Origin of the sequence: Paenibacillus arenilitoris (assembly GCF_014705655.1) — a bacterium.
In the GTDB taxonomy this organism is placed as follows: domain Bacteria; phylum Bacillota; class Bacilli; order Paenibacillales; family Paenibacillaceae; genus Pristimantibacillus; species Pristimantibacillus arenilitoris.
Window position 1 is genome coordinate 157,914 of sequence record NZ_JACXIY010000013.1, and the last position, 19,024, is coordinate 176,937.

The 19,024-nt window shown below is 52.9% G+C and carries 22 protein-coding genes and 1 pseudogene; all 23 read left to right on the forward strand.

The genetic code is table 11. The annotated features are described in order from the left end of the window. Positions 1-879 (forward strand): macro domain-containing protein, encoded by an 879-nt coding sequence (locus IDH41_RS10710; protein ID WP_190860836.1) that lies wholly within the window; start codon positions 1-3, stop codon positions 877-879. Between the two features lie 39 nt (positions 880-918). Continuing rightward, the gene (locus IDH41_RS10715; RefSeq protein ID WP_223829624.1) at positions 919-1,830 is read left to right on the forward strand and encodes a phosphotransferase family protein; all 912 of its coding nucleotides are present in this window, start codon (positions 919-921) and stop codon (positions 1,828-1,830) included. A gap of 233 nt (positions 1,831-2,063) precedes the next feature. Beyond that, a complete protein-coding gene (locus IDH41_RS10720; RefSeq protein ID WP_190860838.1) occupies positions 2,064-2,837 on the forward strand; it encodes a TerC family protein in 774 nt (257 codons plus the stop codon). A 338-nt stretch (positions 2,838-3,175) separates the two neighbouring features. Then, positions 3,176-3,583, forward strand: a complete 408-nt coding sequence (locus IDH41_RS10725) for a DUF6855 family protein (RefSeq protein ID WP_190860840.1) — start codon at positions 3,176-3,178, stop codon at positions 3,581-3,583. A 172-nt stretch (positions 3,584-3,755) separates the two neighbouring features. Continuing rightward, a pseudogene (locus IDH41_RS31280) lies at positions 3,756-3,860 on the forward strand (ABC transporter permease); the annotation flags it as partial. 32 nt (positions 3,861-3,892) lie between these two features. Then, complete coding sequence (locus tag IDH41_RS10730; protein WP_317890722.1) at positions 3,893-4,597, forward strand: glycerophosphodiester phosphodiesterase family protein; 705 nt, start codon at positions 3,893-3,895, stop codon at positions 4,595-4,597. A gap of 114 nt (positions 4,598-4,711) precedes the next feature. Further along, positions 4,712-5,230 (forward strand): cysteine hydrolase family protein, encoded by a 519-nt coding sequence (locus tag IDH41_RS10735; protein WP_190860842.1) that lies wholly within the window; start codon positions 4,712-4,714, stop codon positions 5,228-5,230. Positions 5,231-5,332: 102 nt separating this feature from the next. After that, a complete protein-coding gene (locus IDH41_RS10740; protein WP_190860844.1) occupies positions 5,333-5,893 on the forward strand; it encodes a hypothetical protein in 561 nt (186 codons plus the stop codon). A 103-nt stretch (positions 5,894-5,996) separates the two neighbouring features. Further along, on the forward strand, positions 5,997-6,611 hold the full coding sequence (locus IDH41_RS10745) for a transglutaminase-like domain-containing protein (protein WP_190860846.1): 615 nt from the start codon (positions 5,997-5,999) through the stop codon (positions 6,609-6,611). Between the two features lie 125 nt (positions 6,612-6,736). Further along, a complete protein-coding gene (locus IDH41_RS10750; protein WP_190860848.1) occupies positions 6,737-7,189 on the forward strand; it encodes an NUDIX hydrolase in 453 nt (150 codons plus the stop codon). 224 nt (positions 7,190-7,413) lie between these two features. After that, on the forward strand, positions 7,414-7,905 hold the full coding sequence (locus IDH41_RS10755; protein WP_223829625.1) for a hypothetical protein: 492 nt from the start codon (positions 7,414-7,416) through the stop codon (positions 7,903-7,905). 137 nt (positions 7,906-8,042) lie between these two features. Next, positions 8,043-8,453 (forward strand): RDD family protein, encoded by a 411-nt coding sequence (locus tag IDH41_RS10760; protein ID WP_190860850.1) that lies wholly within the window; start codon positions 8,043-8,045, stop codon positions 8,451-8,453. Positions 8,454-8,649: 196 nt separating this feature from the next. Then, the gene (locus IDH41_RS10765; protein WP_190860852.1) at positions 8,650-9,003 is read left to right on the forward strand and encodes a DUF3139 domain-containing protein; all 354 of its coding nucleotides are present in this window, start codon (positions 8,650-8,652) and stop codon (positions 9,001-9,003) included. A 67-nt stretch (positions 9,004-9,070) separates the two neighbouring features. Next, positions 9,071-9,739: an HAD family hydrolase gene (locus IDH41_RS10770; protein WP_190860854.1), complete on the forward strand. Its 669-nt coding sequence runs from the start codon at positions 9,071-9,073 to the stop codon at positions 9,737-9,739. Positions 9,740-10,008: 269 nt separating this feature from the next. Beyond that, complete coding sequence (locus IDH41_RS10775) at positions 10,009-11,250, forward strand: MDR family MFS transporter (protein ID WP_190860856.1); 1,242 nt, start codon at positions 10,009-10,011, stop codon at positions 11,248-11,250. A 102-nt stretch (positions 11,251-11,352) separates the two neighbouring features. Then, positions 11,353-12,345: a phosphotransferase enzyme family protein gene (locus tag IDH41_RS10780; RefSeq protein WP_190860858.1), complete on the forward strand. Its 993-nt coding sequence runs from the start codon at positions 11,353-11,355 to the stop codon at positions 12,343-12,345. A gap of 28 nt (positions 12,346-12,373) precedes the next feature. Then, a complete protein-coding gene (locus IDH41_RS10785) occupies positions 12,374-12,844 on the forward strand; it encodes an NUDIX domain-containing protein (protein ID WP_190860860.1) in 471 nt (156 codons plus the stop codon). A gap of 104 nt (positions 12,845-12,948) precedes the next feature. Next, the gene (locus IDH41_RS10790; RefSeq protein WP_190860863.1) at positions 12,949-13,383 is read left to right on the forward strand and encodes a VOC family protein; all 435 of its coding nucleotides are present in this window, start codon (positions 12,949-12,951) and stop codon (positions 13,381-13,383) included. A 282-nt stretch (positions 13,384-13,665) separates the two neighbouring features. Further along, positions 13,666-14,811 (forward strand): sensor histidine kinase, encoded by a 1,146-nt coding sequence (locus tag IDH41_RS10795; protein WP_317890723.1) that lies wholly within the window; start codon positions 13,666-13,668, stop codon positions 14,809-14,811. Continuing rightward, positions 14,808-15,443, forward strand: coding sequence for a response regulator (locus IDH41_RS10800; RefSeq protein WP_190860867.1), 636 nt, complete (start codon positions 14,808-14,810; stop codon positions 15,441-15,443). Before IDH41_RS10795 ends, IDH41_RS10800 begins: the two co-directional genes overlap by 4 nt. Before the next feature lie 121 nt (positions 15,444-15,564). Beyond that, on the forward strand, positions 15,565-16,497 hold the full coding sequence (locus IDH41_RS10805) for an ABC transporter ATP-binding protein (protein ID WP_190860869.1): 933 nt from the start codon (positions 15,565-15,567) through the stop codon (positions 16,495-16,497). Positions 16,498-16,511: 14 nt separating this feature from the next. Further along, positions 16,512-17,783 (forward strand): ABC transporter permease, encoded by a 1,272-nt coding sequence (locus tag IDH41_RS10810; RefSeq protein WP_190860871.1) that lies wholly within the window; start codon positions 16,512-16,514, stop codon positions 17,781-17,783. Further along, entirely contained in the window at positions 17,783-18,886 is a 1,104-nt protein-coding gene (locus IDH41_RS10815) for an ABC transporter permease (RefSeq protein WP_190860874.1), read from the forward strand. The genes IDH41_RS10810 and IDH41_RS10815 overlap by 1 nt, the downstream gene beginning before the upstream one ends. The last annotated feature ends 138 nt before the right edge of the window (positions 18,887-19,024 follow it).

A 19,024-nucleotide genomic window follows, 5' to 3' on the forward strand; every position in this document is an offset into this window, starting at 1 on the left:
GTGAAGCGGGTACAAGCGTTTTTTTCGAGGCATGCCTGGAAGGTTTCGTTCTCGCTGCGGACGTTTCTGCTGCAATGGTTCTCTACGTTCGCGATTCTGTGGACGTTTATCGATTTCGCCGACTTCTACGCGTCCAAAGCGAAGGTGGAGCTATGGAATCCGCCGGTCTGGTGCGTGCTGCTCGCCGGCATTCTGATCGCCGGGTGGCTGAGCCGCCCGCGCCTGACGCGCACGGTCAGACTGCGGGATAAGGATGTCGCGATCCGTCTGAAGGTGGACGATCTGTTCCGGCAGAAGGGCTGCGCGGCCATTATTCCCGCCAACGGCTGGTTTAAGGTCGGCCATGTCTCCGAAGCGTCGGTGCAGGCGCAGCTCTGCAGCCGCTATTACGGCAGCGCGGCGGAATTCGAGCGGGAGGCCGGGAGCCTGCTGGCAAGCGAGTCCCACGTTATGCGTACGTTCAACGGCGAGCCGGTCAAGGAATATGCCGTCGGCACGGTCATTCGGATGGAGCCGGCGTCCCGGACGATCAAGGCGGCTTATCTGGTCGCGACGGCCCGGCTGAACGACTACGGCAGAGCGGTTCCGAGCCGGGACGATCTAAGGGACGGCTTAACGGCCGTCTGGCACTATATCGCGGCAAGGGGGAGCAGGGAGCCGCTCGTCGTTCCGATCATGGGCAGCGGGAGGCATCGGATCAATATAAACCGGTTCGAGCTGATGCACGACATCGTCCGTACCTTCGTGCAGGCGGTCGAGGGCAATAAATTTACGGAGGAGCTTACGATCGTCATCCACCCGGATTCCTTCATCCGGCATCAATACGACTTGAACGAGATGGAGGAGTACTTGCGGCACGTGTGCAAGTTTGGCGTATAATGGAGCTTTAGCGGAGAGAAGGCGGAAGGTGATTGGAGTATGACGAGGGAAGCGTTCGAGAAGATCGCCCGGAAGGCATTCCCGGGGGCCGAGCTGCTCGGCATGCGGGAGCTGGCCGGCGGCGTATCCGCGCAGGTGACGGAGCTTGCGGTACTCGCGGGGGGACGCGAGCGACAAATGGTCGTGCGGCGGCACGGCGCCGCCGACCTGGAGCGGAATCCGCGCGTCGCCGCGGATGAATATAAGCTGCTGCGGCTGCTGCGCGGCGCGGGCTTGCCCGTGCCGGAGCCGTATTTCGCGGACGAATCGGGCGAAATCTTCGATTCGCCTTATGTGGCGATCGCCTTCGTCGACGGCAAGGCGGACTTCGCCCCCGTGGATTTGGACGGTTCTATCGCTCAGTTGGCCGGCGTATTGGCGGACATTCACCGCGTGGAAGGCAAGCGGGACGAGCTAGGGTACTTGCCTGCGCAGGAAGCCGTCTGCGCCGGGATGATCGCCGCAAGGCCCGCCAGGCTGGACGAGTCGTTGGACGAGGGGCGCATCCGGGCTTGCCTGGAACTAGGGTGGCCGCCGGAGCGGCGTAATAAGCGCGTGCTGCTGCACGGCGATTTCTGGCCGGGCAACGTGCTGTGGCGGGACGGACGCCTCGCCGCGGTGATCGATTGGGAGGACGCGGCGCTCGGGGATCCGCTGGCCGATCTCGCGAACGCGCGGCTGGAGACGCTGTTCGCGTTCGGCGAGGAAGCGATGCGGGCGCTCACGCGGCACTACGTTGCCCGGATGCCGGATTTGGACGACGCGAGCCTGCCGTACTGGGAGCTGTGCGCGGCTTTGCGGGCTTGCAGGCTGTCTTCCTGGGGACTCGCCCCGGAGGTCGAGCGGCGGATGCGGGAGAGGCACCGGCGGTTCGTCGATCAGGCATTCGGGAAGCTTTCCGGCCCCGGCTGACGGCGCAACCGCTTTTTTTCAACGACTCCGTACAAAACAGAGCTTTCCGGAAGTCATTTCCGGAGAGCTTTTTTATTAATTCCTCAGTAGACCGCCTGTTAAACTTGGAGCCGCCTGAAGGCGTTTGGAAAAATTGAATGCCATTGGCGAATTTTTACGTATACCTATTGTCTGGCAGGTGAATATTATCTACATGACTTGTGGACTGCCTATACAGAGGGGAGTAATTAAAGTTGGAAACATTGTGGCTGGAGTATGCGTGGGCATTGCTCATTCTTATCGGTTTGGAGGGATTGCTGTCTGCTGACAATGCGTTGGTGCTGGCGGTCATCGCGAAGCATTTGCCGGACGGACAGAGGAAACGGGCGATTAACTATGGCATCATCATGGCATTTGTCTTTCGTTTTGCTGCCCTTTTTGCGATATCCTTTATCGCGAATGTCTGGCAGGTGCAGGCGATCGGTGCAGCCTATCTTCTATACCTTGGGCTAAAGCACATCATCCAAGCGCGTTTCGGTAAGAAAAACGAGAATATTCACAAGGATCAGAAGCGGGAAGCGGCAGGGAAAGGCTTTTGGCCGACGGTTGGAAAAATTGCGCTGGCGGACCTCGCCTTTGCGATCGATTCCATTCTAGCTGCGGTCGCGCTTGCCCTCGGACTGCCAGATTCGCCGCTCGGAGATTTCGGCGGGATGGACGGCGGACAATTTATTGTCGTGGTGCTTGGCGGAATCGCCGGCTTAATCTTAATCAAATATGCGGCTACTTGGTTTGTAAAACTGCTTGGCCAACGCCCGGCACTTGAGACAACGGCTTACGCGATCGTTGCCTGGGTCGGGGTCAAGCTTGCCGTCATTACGCTTGCCCATGAGGATATCGGGGTTTTGGATCATCATTTTCCTCATAGCACGCTTTGGACTTCCATCTTCTATACCGTATTGGTAGCGATAGCTCTAATTGGGTGGTTTGCACCGAGCAACAAACCTGCTAAGGTAAGCAGTTCCTAACTGGAAATTTTACGGAATGGTTGAATAAGAGCCGGTTTCCCCGGTTGAAAAAATGGCGATCGCGCTTGAACGCAAGCTTTCCAGTGTCCTCGGGGACAACCATCGCCGTGCTCGCAAGGAGGCGTAGAATCGCGTCGCGGCTTAGACACAGGGCCGTTTCATCAGGTCATACGGAGCTGTCTCCAAAGGTCATCCAGCGACCGGAGAGACGGCTCCGTTTTTTTGACTTTGGAATCGAGAGATCAATCCTCCCGCACAAAGATTAAGGCGGAATCGCGCCGGCTATGTTATATTGAAGCGATGCAGCAATTAATGAATATTCGGAAGGAGAACGCATCATGGCAACCGAATCGGGGACGAAAGAAAACCCCTGGAAGTTGAAGACGCCGCCGCAGACGTCGGAGTACGAAATGTACATGGACGAGAAGGACGGGAAGGAAATACTGGTGTGTACCGTAGGCAAAACGGTGCTGTATTACGACTATCGCTGCATCGGCGACCTGCATGCCATGCTGAAGCGGCACGGCGATTGGATGGAGCTGGGCAGCGCGGACGAGCAGAAGCCCGCGAAGGAAGGCACCGTCGAAGCATGGGGACGTTCGGCCGACAATCCGGCCGGCGGATGGTACGGCTTGAAGAAAGGGTACCGCGGCCGCTTCGGCATGTACATTCCGCCGCTGATGGAAGCATTGGGGCTTGCAGAGGTCGAGCATCATCCGAGAAACAACCGGATGCGGGCCTTGTAACGTCTAATGTGCCGGGAAAGTATGGCCTGGATCGATCGACCGGCCATTTACAATAAGTTAACAACAAATGCCTTGATAGAACCGAAAGGATCTGTCAAGGTATTTTCGTATATCGAACGATACGACGATCACCAACGCATCGAGCGTTTCGTACCGCTACACGCCGGCTTCGAGGATGGCGGCTATCGTATTGACGGCATTTCCGTTATTATTGATTTATCCGTTCATGCAAAAGCATTTCAATAAAGGGGCCATGCTGGGTTCCGTCAAAGGTTGAACGTAAGGAAACGAAGACGGGAGGGTTACATTGTGCCAACCAAATATGTCGCTCATCGTGGGCTGAGCATGCAAGCGCCCGAAAATACGATTCCCGCTTTCGAGCTGGCGGGAAAAGCCGGGTTCTGGGGTATCGAATGCGATACCTATTGTACGACGGACGGCCGCTGGATCGTTCACCACGACCGTACGGTGGATCGAATGACCGACGGTACGGGAATCGTACAAAACTTCTCCTTCGAAGAGATAAGCAAATTGAATATCGTGAGCGGCCGTCAGATCGAGCAATATCCCGGACTCCGCATCCCGGCTTTGGAACAGGTTTTGGAAGTTTGCAAAAACTATCAGCTGCACGCATTCATTGAAATCGAGCTGTACCATCATGATCGGAACCTGATCGATCTAGTAGCGCTTGTCGATCGGTGCGGCATGCTGCGGCAGTGCAGCTTCATCTGCTTCAATGCCGACGATCTGAAGAAGGTACGGGCGATCGACCGCGACGTTCCGCTCGGATATTTATCGGCCGGCCGCCCCTCGTTCGCCGATCTGGATCTCGTTGAACAATTAAGCCCGGCCTTTCTCGATTACGATTACAAGTCGGCTTCGGCGGCGGACATCAAGAGGCTGGCGAAGCTCGGAACGAAGGTTTCGATGTGGACGCTCAATTCGCGTGCGGACGCTATGCCCTTCATAGAAGCCGGGGCCGAGTATATAACGACCGATACTATTTTGACCTGACCGGCAGCGGCGCTTCATGGCGGGTGATCGCGTACGGATGGGAAACCGGTTGCTTTTATTTAGCCGGCGGGAGTATCATCTACTATGAAGCCTGATGAAGGGAAGGGGATAGCGATGAGAATCGGTTTGCTGATCGTGGACATGCAGCGCTTGTTCATGAATGAGGTGGCGGACAAGCACCGAGTGGCGGAAACTTGCGAATATATCAATTACGTGTCCGGCTTGCTCAGAGCGGCGGGGCAGCCCGTTATTCACATTCAGGATATGGAAGGGGCGCAGCACGACGCCGATCCGGAAGCGAGATCGATTATCCCGGAGGTGGTCGTAGGACCGAATGACCTGCGGGTGGAGAAGGAGTATTCTAACGCCTTCTGGAAAACGGATCTGGAGCAGATGCTTCGCGATCAGGGCGTCGAGTTTGTCGTCGTCTCCGGCTTCTCCGCCGAGTATTGCGTCACGTTTACCGCGAACGGCGCGGCGGAGAGAGGATTCCCTGCCGCCATATTGCAGCGGGGCATTCTCAGCGCCAATCCGGATGCCGTAAGCTCGATATACCGCGACCGGCATGTCGTATCCCATTCGGTGATCAACTATATGACGAGCGTTATCGGCAAGACCATTGCGCCTGAATAGGCGCTTTTTTTAATGCCGCTAACCTCTTGCGCAACAATGGCTTCCTTCCGCGCGTCGAATAAGAGGAAGGATTTGGAACATCAATGTGTAGGAGGAGCAAATATGATTCGAAGGGGTACGGGAACAAAGAACAAAACCGTATTTTTCTTCTTGGCGGCACTGGCCGGGATAGATGTAATATTCATCCTATTAAGCATTAATGACTATGCGGTTTATTTCTTGCACACTTCCGGATGGCATATGCCCATTCTGTTTAATGTCGTGTCGTTAGTAATCTTATTCTTTATCTCCAAAAAGAAGATCCTATGGATTCCCGTTTCCGTGCTAATCTTATTTTTAATTCTATTTCGATTAGGATTTTTATTTTATGGCTGGCATTACGACTATGCGGTTTCCCCAAAAGGGACTGAAACGCTGATCATCAAGCATCGGGTTGCCACTTTGGGCGAGAGCCAATACTTTTATGAGTTTTATCGAAAGTCGGGAATTGTAATGAAAAAGCTGGCCGAACAGAACTTCAAAATCATTGTTCATTACCAAGATCGAGATCGATACCCAAACGCACGGAAAACCTTAGGGCTTGATCATCCGATTTGGCGAGACGAGAAGGAAGTCGGTTTTGAAACGAAAGACGGCAGGATCGATATTTCGCTGGATGATTAACGCTTTTAGATAATCGCGTAATCGGAGGGAGCATGAAAAAAAGGTATGCAGCATTGTTGGTTTTTGTTCTCGGTATTGTCTAGTTTATAGGGAGGTGGCCTCTTTGATATTCATAACCGAATCCGATTCCTTGGAAGACTATTTGGCAGAATCGGAAGAAGTAGATTTCAGCCATCTTTCCATCAGAGAGAAGGCGGCCGAGTTATATGCAATCTCGTCTAACGATGAAGAGTTCATAGGGCATGCATATCGATTCGTCCGGGACGAAATTTCGCATTCCTGGGATATTCAAAGCCCGCGAATTACGCGCAAAGCGTCGGAGGTTCTCTATTTCAAGGAAGGCATCTGCTACGCCAAGTCTCATTTGCTATGCGCGGTTTTGCGGAGCCAAGGGGTTCCTGCGGGCTTTTGTTATCAGAAGCTTACTTTGGGCGATGCGCCGGATACCGGCTACTGCGTTCATGCTCTAAATGCCGTTTTCTTGAAGTCCCTTGGCCGCTGGATCAGACTCGATGCGCGGGGCAATAAGCCGGGCGTTCATGCCGAATTTTCGCTGCATGGGGAACAGCTCGCTTTCCCCGTACGGGAAGCTTGCAACGAAATAGATTATCCGAAAATCTATGCGCATCCGCATCCCCATACGATTCGGGCGTTAAAACAAAACACGGACTGCGTCCAAATGTGCCTTCACGGATTGCCGGCCGAACTAATGAGCTGAGTGTTGACCGGAATGGAGCGGAAATCTATAATGTATTCGGACGAATTGAGCTCTCGGATAATCGGGAGCTCCGTTTTTTGGTAAACAGTCCGTAGAATTCGATCACTTTCAGAGGAGTAATGATCTTGGGTTACATGAAGGAATTAAGACGGCTTATAGGCACACGCCCCATAATCATGGCTGGCGCATGCGTGTTATTGGTCGACGATAAGAATCGGCTATTATTGCAGCGCAGAACCGACAATAGGTTATGGGGACTGCCTGGCGGCGCATTAGAGCCGGGCGAGAGTCTCCCGGAAGTGGCCAAGAGAGAGCTTTTTGAGGAGACAGGTTTAATCGCGAACGCGTTAACCTTGTTTGATGTGTTTTCAGGCCATGCGTTTTATTACAAATATCCTCATGGCGACGAAGTGTATAATGTCGTAACCGCGTATCAATGCCATGATTATAGCGGCTCGTTAGAAATGGATGGAGAAGAAACGATGGAATTACGCTTTTTTGATGCGAAGGAAATGCCGGCTGATATCAGTCCGCCCGATTTGCCGATCATCGAACAGTATTTGTTAAAAGGACATTAGAACTTTGATAAGGATCAGTTGCCACGGCAGCTGGTCCTTATTACATGATCAGGGCAGTTATGAGGAACTTTCAGAAGGAACAAGGGAACATGAACAATAATGATTATTAAGCCGACTATGCAAACGGAAATACGGCAAGTTCCTTTCGCATGCGAAGTGGCAGTGCAACAACCACGTTCGTGCGTTCGTCTGGTGGTTAGAGAGGATACAAGGGGGTTGAAAGAATGCGAATGAGGTTGATCGTCGCGCTCCTACTGTTAGCAATGTCCACGGCTTGCGCCGCTGCCGCCAACGAAGAAAAGCAAGTGCCGCTTCGCGACAGTCGAGCAAACGCCTCGCAGGCGCTTCTGGAAGCGAAGGATTACAAGGTTAATTCCTATGAAGGAGTAGCTCACTCTTACACGCTGACCAAAGAAAAGCTGACGGAACTTCCCTACATGATGTATTGGGGGCTGCAGTCCGTCGACCCTCTGAATTATGTGGGAAAAGAAATTATCATTGACAAGTTCGTCGTGGAAGATCATCCGCTTGCCAAAGGAAAAGTCGAAGTCTATGTTTATTCCAGCGAAGGCCAACCATTTGGCGGAACGTCCGTTCCTTATCGCAGACGGGACGACGGCGGATACTGGTCCATGGACGGCAAGACGCTGGAGGAAATTCAACCAAAGTCGTTTCAAGAATGGCAGAAAGCTTGGATGGCCCGATACACTCCGTAATTCCTACCGGGCTGCCAGCGCTGCGCCCAAATCCGTTGCAACACCGAATACCAGGCTGAGTATCCGCATATAAAATGGAATAAAAAGATGGTGCTACTGGCAGGCAATTAGAACAATCGAATGGAGTGGGTTTTGACTTGAACACAAAGGACCCTGCCGGTTTTTGGATTCGATTCGGCGCATCGATTCTTGATGCGCTTATCGTCGGAGTCCCGCTGGCCATTATTGCGCTTGTTTTCACCGGAGGAACGGGAGAGGAGTATGTCACGGATATCTTATCGTTCCTGTATACATTGCTTACGCCAATCCTATGGAATGGCTATACGATCGGCAAACGGATTTGCGGGATTCGAATCGTGAAGGTGAGCGACGGGCAGCCGCCGGGTCTTGGCACGATGCTGCTGCGAAATGTGGTGACAGGCTTAATTTACGCCATAACACTCGGCATTGCCTTTATAGTAAGTGCGATCATGGTAGGAGTCCGCGAAGACAAACGGTCGATTCATGATTTTATCGCGGGAACGGAAGTCGTGTATGATGGACCCTGATAACATAAACTAAGTTACCCGATGCAATTTGTGATGACTTGCAGGAAATACCAAGGCAGCCGCTCAGAACGATCGGCTGTTTTTTCATTGAGGTAATTGACTGTAAAAAGCTGGGTTAGTATGATTGCTAAGAAGTGAGAGTTCTAGAATGAGAGGCTTCAAATGCCACCAAGAGTGCAGCAGGAGGAGTTTCGGTATGAGCAAAACGAAAAAGTTCTTCATCGTAATGGTTTTGGTTTTTGCATTTGCACTTGTTGTTACTCCGTATGTATATGTTCAAATAAATAAAATAGTATACGATGACAGAGTAACGAATTACCTCATTGAAGAAGAAGGATACAAGGCGGAGGAAATAAGGTCCGTTAAGGGAGTTTGGGGAATTAAACTACCCCCTTTTTATGCGGTTGTTGTTTTTAATGATGAACCGTTTGTTGAATATATTTATTTTGCGCATAATGACGTACTGCAATTTGGATACGGCATTTCGGATGAAGGAAAACAAAAAGGGATTACCGAAGCCGATTTAAAGCACTATGTTCCTTATGGATAGGTATTTGAAGCCTTTGCCGGCTACAAACACTATTAGAAATATTTCAATCTCCAATGGAGGAATAGGAATGATTTTCTTTGATTTAGATGGGACGCTTCTAGATTTTAAAGGTGCAGAGTTCTTAGCCGTTCTTGCGTTTCACAACCAATTCAGCTCTTTATTCAATTTTTCTGGTAATCAAAGTGACTTTTATCGAGAATGGTGCAGTATCGGAAAAAAACATTATTCGCGGTTTTTACAAGGCGAGCTGTCCTTTGAGCAACAAAAAATCGCGAGGATGAAAGAACTTATAGGCGAGCTTCAGGATTGTGAAGCTGCGGAGTATTTTCAATTTTATTTAAAAAGCTTCGAATACAATTGGAGGCCATATGAAGATGTCATCCCTTGTCTTCAGAGCTTAAAAGGTAATCGACTAGGTATTATTACGAATGGCGATCTAAATCAACAAAAGCAAAAGCTGGAACGAATGGGGATTTTGGAATATTTCGAGGTTGTAATTGCCTCGGGGGACGTTGGAGTCTCAAAGCCGAACACAAGGATTTTTGAAGTAGCATCTGAAATGACGGGTCAACATCTGCATGCGATTACATATATAGGAGATGATTTTTCTACAGATATCGCTCCTTGTGAAAAGCTCAATATGAGAGGTATCTGGTTAAACAGGCAGAATGAACGTCTTGAGAGGCCTGTTCAGCGAATGATAACAACTTTAGATAATCTGTATGAACACCTATAATAAATCTTCTCTTACAGGATAGGTTGCCTGAATCTAAATGATGATCGATCTGCATCAAAAAAGACGCTTCCGATGGGAGCGTCTTTACCATTTTCAGAACGGATGTTCGTTTCTTGGAGCGATTAAATGAAATCGGCACTTATTCGACTTACCTATTATTAGTATAAACCAGCCTAAATTATAAGTCTATATTTTATCCGGGTAAAGTTATATAGTTTGGACCAGGCCTGGAAAAATGTTAGGTGCGTGACGCATAGAGGAGGGGGATTGTGCCGGTACGTTTATGGAATACCAGCTTGAAAGTCCGGCTAATCGGCGAAGCACTGTTTAACCTGCTGTTTTGGATATACTTCCCGTTTATAACCGTATATTTTGGCGCGGCTTTAGGCAATCATATCGCAGGCCTTCTGATGATCGTCCCTCCGCTATTCAGTATGATCGGAACGCTGCTAGGAGGTGCTATGGCGGACCGGTTAGGACGGCGGCCGGTTATGCTGCTGGGTGCTGTGCTTCAGACGGCGATGTTTACATGGTTTGCGGCGTCACCATCCCATTTGATGGATTATATCGCCTTTATCGGCATTGGGCTCGGGGGCGCCTTCTATAGTCCGGCCAGCTCGGCTATGGTTGCTGATCTGGTTCCTGCGCAAAACCGCCGCCAGGTATTTGCAACATTTACGACGGCCAATAACATCGGCGCGGTACTTGGGCCGGCGCTTGGGGCTATTTTCTTCTTCCAATACAGGCAACAATTGTTATGGACTTGCGCATTGGTGTTGCTGCTGTATTCGATTGCCATTTCGATCATGGTTCGTGAAACATGGCCGGATTCGACGAAACGCCGGGAAGGCTCGACTTCGGTTTCCCGAATGATCACGGAACAGTGGAAGGGGTATGGCCTTATTTTTCGGGATAAAGTATTCCTGCTTTATATTTTGGCAGGCATCTTTGCCCTGGTACCCATCATGCAGCTGGATCTTTATTTGCCTGTTTACGTGATTCATGAAATCCCTGCCCAGACTCTAATCGCATGGAACGGTGATTCCCTTACGCTGTCCGGTACGGAGATATTCGGATGGATACTGGGGCTTAATGGTCTTTTGTTCGTTCTGTTCATCCTTCCGGTTACGAAGTGGTTCGGCAATTGGAAAGAGCGCAATGTTTTTATTCTGTCATCGCTGTTGTCCGGAGCAGGCACCTTCGCCGTAGGGCTCAACTCCAACATATGGTATTTGTTTATCGTGACGATCATGTTCACCTTTGGCGAGATGGTGCGCTCCCCGGTGACCCAGAGCTTTATTAGCGGCTATGCTCCCGAGCATGCAAGAGGACAGTACATGGGAGCGAATAGCCTGCAGTTCACGATCGGGAAATTTTTGGCGCCGGTGACGGTTTTCCTGTCTGGCTGGGTGCCGCCTATGGGCATATTCAGCATTATTTTCGTATGTTCATTCATCAGTATTTTGTTGTACATTCAGCTGTTTCGAATGTATTCGTGCAGCCGGAAATAGGAAGTGTTCGATCTTAAAAAAAATAATCCCTTGTTATCCATCCATTGCCGGCTTATTGTGGATATAAAAAAAGCATCTCATCTCATCAGGAAAGGAAGACCCATGGATCCGCAAATAAAATTATTGTTCCTGGACGAGCACGTCTTAGAAGGTGCTGCGCGATTTGGTGTCAGCCAAAAGGACCTATCTTTCATCGGGGGCTTTCAAAACTTTATCTACTCCTACAATCGCGAAGAAGTCAAATACATTCTTCGTTTCACCCCCAGCACCCTGCGCAAGCCGGAAGGACTTGAAGCCGAATTGGAATGGATTCGTTATCTGGCGGAGGAGGGGATGTCCGTCTCAGAACCGATATGTTCAGTTAACGGGAAGGACATTGAACGAATCCCGGCAAAAAGGTTGGATTTCTACGTGACCGCCTTCAGGCATGCGCCCGGCCGGAAAATCGGATACCCTGAATGCTTAGGAAATCCCTTACTTTATGAACAATGCGGACGCATGACAGGCAAACTTCATGAACTGGCGAAGCGCTATAAACCTTTGGCCAGACGGCACACGTGGGAGGGTAACGATTACCTCTTACGAGCCAGAGAGTATTTACCGACAGAGCATGAACCCATTCTTCAGGCTCTTGATGAACTTAAAGAACAATTGGTCAGGCTGCCTGTTACTCCGGACCATTTCGGTTTGATTCACGGGGATATCAATGTAGGCAATTTTACGGTCGATGAATCGGGTAAAATTACGCTTTTCGACTTCGACGAATGCCAGTACAGTTGGTATGCCGAGGATATTGCCATCCAGCTCTATTATTTGCTGTATGTATTTGGTGAAGATTCGAAGTCCGAACGGAAGGCGCAGTACGAAATGTTCATTAAACATTTCGAACGAGGCTATTCAGAGGAAGGCCGACAGTTGCCTGCCGGCTGGAAGGAGCAGCTGGCGCTCTTTCTTAGACTTCGCGAAATAATCGTATTCGTCGGTATGCACCGGAGCTGGGATTTAAGTCAACCGGACGATTGGACACGCGATTTTCTGCGAGATAGTCGAATGCGGATCGTTAAGGGGCTTTCGTTAATTGACGATTTATTTTAATAAAAAAGCTGCTTTACAGGAGGAATAGATGAGCTCGAATTTTCATCATTTGGTCAGAGGCATTATTACGGACGGAGAAAAGGTCTTAGCGGCGCGGGCGATCGGGCATAAAAACACATTCTTGCCAGGCGGTCATGTCGAGTTTGGCGAAAGCGCGCCAATAGCCTTACAGCGGGAAATCGAAGAGGAGCTTGGCTTGTCGTGCCGCATTGAGGGGTATTTGGGATTAGTGGAGCATCAGTGGCTAAAAAACAATGAACTGCATTGCGAGATTAATCAAGCTTTCAAAGTGATCGTACCTGAGCTGGACGTATCCCGAAATCCGCCGTCTCGCGAATCTCACATCGAGTTTATTTGGGTGTCCGTTAATGAGCTTGAGAATTACCGGTTGCAACCGTTCCCGTTCAGAAAGCTGATTCCGCAGCTCGTTAACGGAGATAGGTCGGTATGGTGGGAGAGTACGTTGAATCTGGAAATCGACGCGGAAAATATCGGTTAGGAATGACGGTTCACTGAAACCAGCAATCGAGAAGAAATTGCGCGGCTCTTTTTGGTGTATATTGAAAGAGGATGTCCATTTCGTTCCAGAGGAGCTGTTGACTGATGTCGATCAGTTTGAATCCGTATTTGGTTTTTGAAGGCAAAGCGAAAGAAGCGGTCCATTATTACGAGAAAGCGCTGGGCGGGAATGTGGTCAGCATCATGACGTTCGGAGATATGCCGGCGGACCCGAATTATCCGTTAGCGGATGACGCGAAGGATCGCGTCATGCATGCGCTTCTGAATGTCGGCGACGCGGTTCTCATGTTCTCCGATACGTTCCCGGGTATGCCTCATCAACCGGGCGAAACGGTTCAGATTGCCATCCATCCGAGTGAAGAGGCAAGAGCGAGGGAAATCTTTGCCGCTCTGGAAGACGGCGGACAAGTCGTCATGCCCCTTCAGAAGACGGATTGGAGCCCCTTGTACGGAATCGTAAAGGACAAGTTCGGGGTTACGTTCCAAGTGAACGTCCCGGGCGAACAGCCGCAGCAATAGATAGCAAAATTCCGCTCCGCGATACGAGGGCAGCCGGCCGGAAGGCCGGCTGTTTTTTTAAATGAAACCTTTGTTTAATAATTACTCCTTATTTTTCTTATGTTCACGATTTTTCTTTTCATTGTAAATACAAGAATTAAACCTACCACACTTAACAGAACCCTTGATAGAATGTTCATTTAAAACCTGACTCCTTTGTCATGCTTTGCTATGATAAATTTTGAACAGGTAACCTACTACTTTGGCATCGGAACACTTTTTAAATGGGAAGCGGGGGATCGCGTGCGTTCGTTCTGGCTGTGGTTTGGGTTGTTGATCGCCGCGTGGCTTGGCTCGATGCTGCGGATTGCCCCGGAAGGGGCCGAACTGGCCTGGCGCTTGCTGCTTAGCGCTTTATCGCTGACGGCGTTCTTCCTGTCGCCGATTTGTAGGGAGAAGCCCGTCGCCCTCACGGTCCTGCTGAGCGCCTCGGCGCTGCTTGGGGCTGCGGCGCTTTGGCCGCCTGCCGGCGGACCGTTCAATCCGTATCCGCTTCTCGTGTTTACGGTGCTCGCCGGGAAAGCGGTCTACCGGCTGCCCGCGAAGATGGCGGCCGTCGCAGGCGCTGCCGCTCTCGCGGGGGCGGCGGGTCACGGATTGGCCGGATCGTCCGGCCTGCCGCTGCCGTTCATCGGCTTATACGCCTTGCTGCTTGCGATCGCGCTATCGGTGTTCGCCGTCTTATCGGCGGAGCGGGAAGCGGCGGTTGCGCGGTATGAAGCGCTGCTCAGCGAGTACAGAATGCTGAAGCGCCGACTCATCTCGGACGAGGAAGCGGCGCGGCAGGAGGAGAGGGCTCACGTCGGCAGGGAAATCCACGATTCGGTCGGGCATAGGCTGACCGCGTTGCTGATGCAGCTTGAGGTGTACCGGATGCAGTCCGGCGAGCAGGCGCAAGAGATGCTGCTTAAGCTGAAAGAGCTTGCCAAGGAAAGCTTGGATGAAACAAGAAACGCCGTTAAAGCGCTGAAGCAGCAAGAGACCGGCGGGCTGCCGGCGATCCTGAGCCTCATCCGGAGGCTGGAGGCGGAGAGCTTCATGCGGATTCATTTTACCGTCAAGGACGGAGCGCTGTCGGCGCCCCTCAGCAACGCCCAGTCGATTGCGGTGTACCGCGCCGTACAGGAGGCGCTGACGAATGCGATGCGTCATGGTCAGTCCAGGGAGGCCAAGATCATGTTCGAGGCGCCCGGGGGCGGAAGCGTATTCCGGTTTGAAGTGGTGAACCTTCGGACCGGCGGCAAGCCGTTCAAGGAAGGCTTCGGGCTGCGATCGATGCGCGAGCGGCTGGAGCAGGCCGGCGGGCAGCTGGAGGTAGAAGCGTACGACAATCGTTTTGTCATTTGCGGTACGGTGTCGTTGCGGATGGGAACGGGGGAAGAGACATGATTCGAATATTGCTTGCGGAGGATCAGGCGATGGTGCGCCAGGGGCTGAAGATGATGATCGAGACCGACCCGGAGATGCGCGTAACGGGAGAGGCGGGCAACGGGAAGGAAGCGGTGGCGCTGTGCGAGACGCACGCGTTCGACGTCGCCGTGCTCGATATCCGGATGCCGGAGATGAACGGTCTGGAGGCGGTGAGAATCATCCGATCGAGGTGGCCGCGCTGCAAGGTGCTCATGCTTACGACTTTTAACGACGATCAATATGCACTCGACGCGCTGAAGAGCGGGGCGCACGGATATATGCTGAAGGACGCTGAGCCGGAGGCGCTCATCCGCTCGATCCGCAGCTGCTTGTCCGGCGGCATGGCACTGCAGGAGGATGTGGCGGCCAAAGTCATTCCGCGCCTCCTTCAAGGGCAGGAGCCGCAGGCGACGGTCGACGCGTCGATTACCCCTCGGGAACTTGCCATCGTACGACTCGTCGGCGAGGGACGAAGCAATCGGGAAATTGCGGACGAGCTCGGGCTGTCGGTCGGAACGGTCAAAAATCACATCAGCCAGGTGATGGATAAGCTTGAGCTGCGCGACCGGACGCAGCTTGCGATATACGCGATTCGCCATAACGTGGTATGACGGCAAGGACACCATGACTCCGGTCATGGGTATCGGCAAAGATTGTGACGGAAGACAGTGCTCGCACTGTCTTTTTGCATGTAAACTGCAGTCATAGCGAAAAAAGCGGGAGGCGGAACGCATGCTGGAAACGGTCGAACTTCGCAAGGAGTTCAAAGGGAAAACCGCTGTCGACGACGTCAGTCTGTATTTGAACAAAGGGGAATCGGTCGGCCTGCTCGGACCGAACGGAGCGGGGAAATCGACGACGATTTCGATGATTTCATCGCTGGTTAAGCCGACGAAGGGCGACGTGCGGCTGCATGGGAGAAGCGTTATCAAGCAGCCGCAGGACATCCGCAAGGTGCTTGGCGTCGTGCCGCAGGAAATCGCCTTATACGAAGAATTAAGCGCATATGAGAACCTGACGTTTTTCGGGAGGCTCTATAAGCTGAAGGGTGCCGCGCTCGAGTCGAAAATCCAGGAGACGCTGGAAATGGTCGGTCTCAGGGAGCGGCAGAAGGAATTGATCAAGACGTTCTCGGGCGGCATGAAGCGACGGATCAACATTGCGGCGGCGCTGCTTCACGACCCGGAGATCGTCATTATGGATGAGCCGACCGTCGGCATCGATCCGCAATCCCGAACCCATATCCTCGATACGGTCCGGCTGCTCAATCGGGAGAAGGGCACCACGGTCCTATACACGAGCCACTATATGGAAGAGGTCGAGCAGCTATGCAACCGCATGTACATTATGGATCACGGGCGCATTATCGCATCGGGGACGCATGAGGAGCTGCAGCGTATCCTGTCCGGCGAAGACACGCTGCTCATTCAGCTCAACGCGCCGAGCCAAGGGTTGATTCAGGAGCTGCAGCAGCTTGAACCGGTAAGGCGGGCGGAAGAAACCGATAACGGACTGAAGCTGATCGTAACGAAGCAAAGCAACATTCTGACGGCCGTCGTGCAGGCTGCGGAGCGGCAGCGGGTGCAAATCATTAACATTCACGTGCATACGCCGAGCCTGGAGGATGTATTCCTCCATCTCACCGGCCGAACATTGAGAGACTGAGGGGAGGGAGAGACTTGCTGCCTTTTTTCAAAAAAGATTTTCTCGTCTATTGGCGCGACCGCAAAGAGATGGCGATTGCGCTGCTTACGCCGATTGTCATTATTATGGTGCTTGGCTTTGCGATGCCGAACTGGGTGGAAAATCCGACCGGGGATCTGGATTTGAAGGTGGCCGTCGTGACGGAAGACGATGCGGAGGACGGCTTGGAGCGTTTCCGAAATTCGCTCGATGCGCTGCCTCTCGCTCCCGAGGAGACTTCTTCGCTGGCCGTCAGCGCTGAGCGGCTTCTGCCGTCCGCCATGCTCATGCAGCTGCTGGAAAGCGAAGAAGTGAGGGCGTTCGTCTCGGCGATCGAGCTGGATGAGGAAGCCGCCATGCGGCAGCTGGAGGACGGAGACGTCTCGGCGATCGTAACGTTCCCCGAGGGATATACGCTGAGTACGCTAAATAAATGGCTGCTTAACGAGGGGGAAGGGATGGCGGTCGCCCTTACCGCGGAACAATCGTCGACGGAGGTCGATATGCTCCGTAATCTATTGGAAGGATTTATGCAGACGGTTAATCTGCAGGCGGCGATCGGCTTTGCATCCGGCGGCGAAGCGGCGGCATCGAATTCGGTTGGCTTGATCGGGCCGGTCGGAGGCCGCGAGACGATCGAAGGCTTCGAGATGGTCACTTCTTTTCAATACTACACCTTAGCGATCGGCGTCGTGTTTTCTCTGTTTGTCGCGATGACGACGGCGCTGAAGGCCGCCACGGAGCGGAAAGAGCGCGTGTTTCACCGCATCGTGCTGACCGGAAGCCACCCGATCCGGTATTTGTCCGGGAAAATCGGATCGACCTTCTGCATGGCGCTGCTGCAGATGACATTCATTTTCATCGTATGCCACTTTATTCTTGATTTGTTTCCCGCGCGCACCGTACAGTTCTGGCTCGGTCTCGCAATGGTCGCCCTTGTGTTCTGCTTCAGCGTGGCGTCGCTGTCCGCCGTCTTTACCTCATTGGCGTTTCGATTGGAGGAAGCGACGGCCGGGGGAGTGATGACGATTATTCTTATGATGATCGGCACGGTCGGGGGAAGCTTCGTTCCGAGGTTCGTCCTGCCGCAATGGATTCAGCTGGTCGGCGAATGGACGCCGAACGGGCGGGCGTTATCCGCATTCCTCCAGTGGGTGCAGCAAGGTTCGCCGGAAGTCGTCGCAGCACCTCTCCTTCAGCTGCTTGCATTCTCCCTCGCCGCGATCGGCGCAAGCATACTCTTATTTCCGAGAAGGGGGCGGATCTGATGGTTCCCGATCTATTGGCGCAGTGGATGAAGGAACGCCGTTCGCCGTATCTTCTGCTGACATTCATCGGGCTTAGCGTGCTAGCCGTCGTGCTGTTCGGGATGAGCTCGGAGGGCAAGACGAAAATCGACGTATTCCTCGCCGAGGGAACGAGCGAAGCGGAGGCTGCAGGCTGGATCGAGCGGCTGAATAAGAGCGAGGCGTTCGAATTCGTCCTCCGGGACGAGGAGCCGGCCAGGGCAGAAGTGCGCGAAGGCCGCGCGATGGCGGCCGTGCAGCTGCTGCCGGACGATTATCGGATCGTTGCCGCGGTGGATGAAATTCAGGGCCTGCTGGCGGAGCGGCACGTGGATACCGTGTTCCGGCAGGAGCTGCAGCTCCGGGCAGCGGCGGAGCGGTCCGGCGATCCGGAACGATTCCGCCTGGACGCGGAGCGAATTTTGCAAAATCCGCCTCTAACGCTGCATGCCGCCGCGCCGGACGGCGGGGAGATCGTCTCGTACGATATGGGGCTGCAGCTCATGTTCGGCTTTGCGCTGTTCCTCGCCATGTTCACGATCGGCTCCAAGATTAACGCCGTAAACGCGGAGAAGACGTCGGGCATCTGGAACCGCATGATTTTGTCGCCGGTCCGCAAGACGCAGATGTATCTCGGTCACCTGACGTACGGCTTCGCCGCCGGGTTCTTGCAGCTTGCGATCGTCTATTTGATCTTCCTGTACGGGTTCGGATTCGATCTGGGCGGCCGATTCGGCATGCTGCTTATCGTGTCCGCTTTATATACGGTTGCGGCTGTCGCCTTGGCGATGCTGATCGCCGGGATGACGAAGACGCCCGTACAATTCAATATGGTGTATCCTTCCGTCGTCCCGATCTTTCCGCTCATCAGCGGCGCCTACATGCCGCCCGGCACGATTACAAATGACGTGCTGCTCGTCATCGGGGAGTTCGTGCCGCTTACCCATGCGATGGACGCGCTGCTGGGCATCGCGCTCTACGACGCGGGATGGGGAGACATTTTCCTGCCGCTCGCCAAGCTGCTGCTATTCGCGGTCATCTGTATGGGGGTAGGCATCAACCTCGTGGAACGCGGCAGGAGGTAGAGGGATCGTGTCGCGCAGCTACGCTGTAGTTTGGTGCAACAGAAACCTGACATGAGGCCTCATTGCATGCGGGGATCGCACCTGAACAGCGCCATTTCATTGTACAAAATGCAACGCAGCCGCGTTCGAAAGAAGCGG

Bases quoted from the DNA above. Each gene is read 5' to 3' on its own strand.
- IDH41_RS10790 (WP_190860863.1), top strand. From the start codon at position 12,949: ATGTCGATCAGTTTGAATCCGTATTTGGTTTTTGAAGGCAAAGCGAAA.
- IDH41_RS10780 (WP_190860858.1), top strand. From the start codon at position 11,353: ATGGATCCGCAAATAAAATTATTGTTCCTGGACGAGCACGTCTTAGAA.
- IDH41_RS10735 (WP_190860842.1), top strand. From the start codon at position 4,712: ATGAGAATCGGTTTGCTGATCGTGGACATGCAGCGCTTGTTCATGAAT.
- IDH41_RS10815 (WP_190860874.1), top strand. From the start codon at position 17,783: ATGGTTCCCGATCTATTGGCGCAGTGGATGAAGGAACGCCGTTCGCCG.
- IDH41_RS10765 (WP_190860852.1), top strand. From the start codon at position 8,650: ATGAGCAAAACGAAAAAGTTCTTCATCGTAATGGTTTTGGTTTTTGCA.
- IDH41_RS10805 (WP_190860869.1), top strand. From the start codon at position 15,565: ATGCTGGAAACGGTCGAACTTCGCAAGGAGTTCAAAGGGAAAACCGCT.
- IDH41_RS10740 (WP_190860844.1), top strand. From the start codon at position 5,333: ATGATTCGAAGGGGTACGGGAACAAAGAACAAAACCGTATTTTTCTTC.
- IDH41_RS10725 (WP_190860840.1), top strand. From the start codon at position 3,176: ATGGCAACCGAATCGGGGACGAAAGAAAACCCCTGGAAGTTGAAGACG.
- IDH41_RS10715 (WP_223829624.1), top strand. From the start codon at position 919: ATGACGAGGGAAGCGTTCGAGAAGATCGCCCGGAAGGCATTCCCGGGG.
- IDH41_RS10800 (WP_190860867.1), top strand. From the start codon at position 14,808: ATGATTCGAATATTGCTTGCGGAGGATCAGGCGATGGTGCGCCAGGGG.
- IDH41_RS10770 (WP_190860854.1), top strand. From the start codon at position 9,071: ATGATTTTCTTTGATTTAGATGGGACGCTTCTAGATTTTAAAGGTGCA.
- IDH41_RS10785 (WP_190860860.1), top strand. From the start codon at position 12,374: ATGAGCTCGAATTTTCATCATTTGGTCAGAGGCATTATTACGGACGGA.
- IDH41_RS10755 (WP_223829625.1), top strand. From the start codon at position 7,414: ATGCGAATGAGGTTGATCGTCGCGCTCCTACTGTTAGCAATGTCCACG.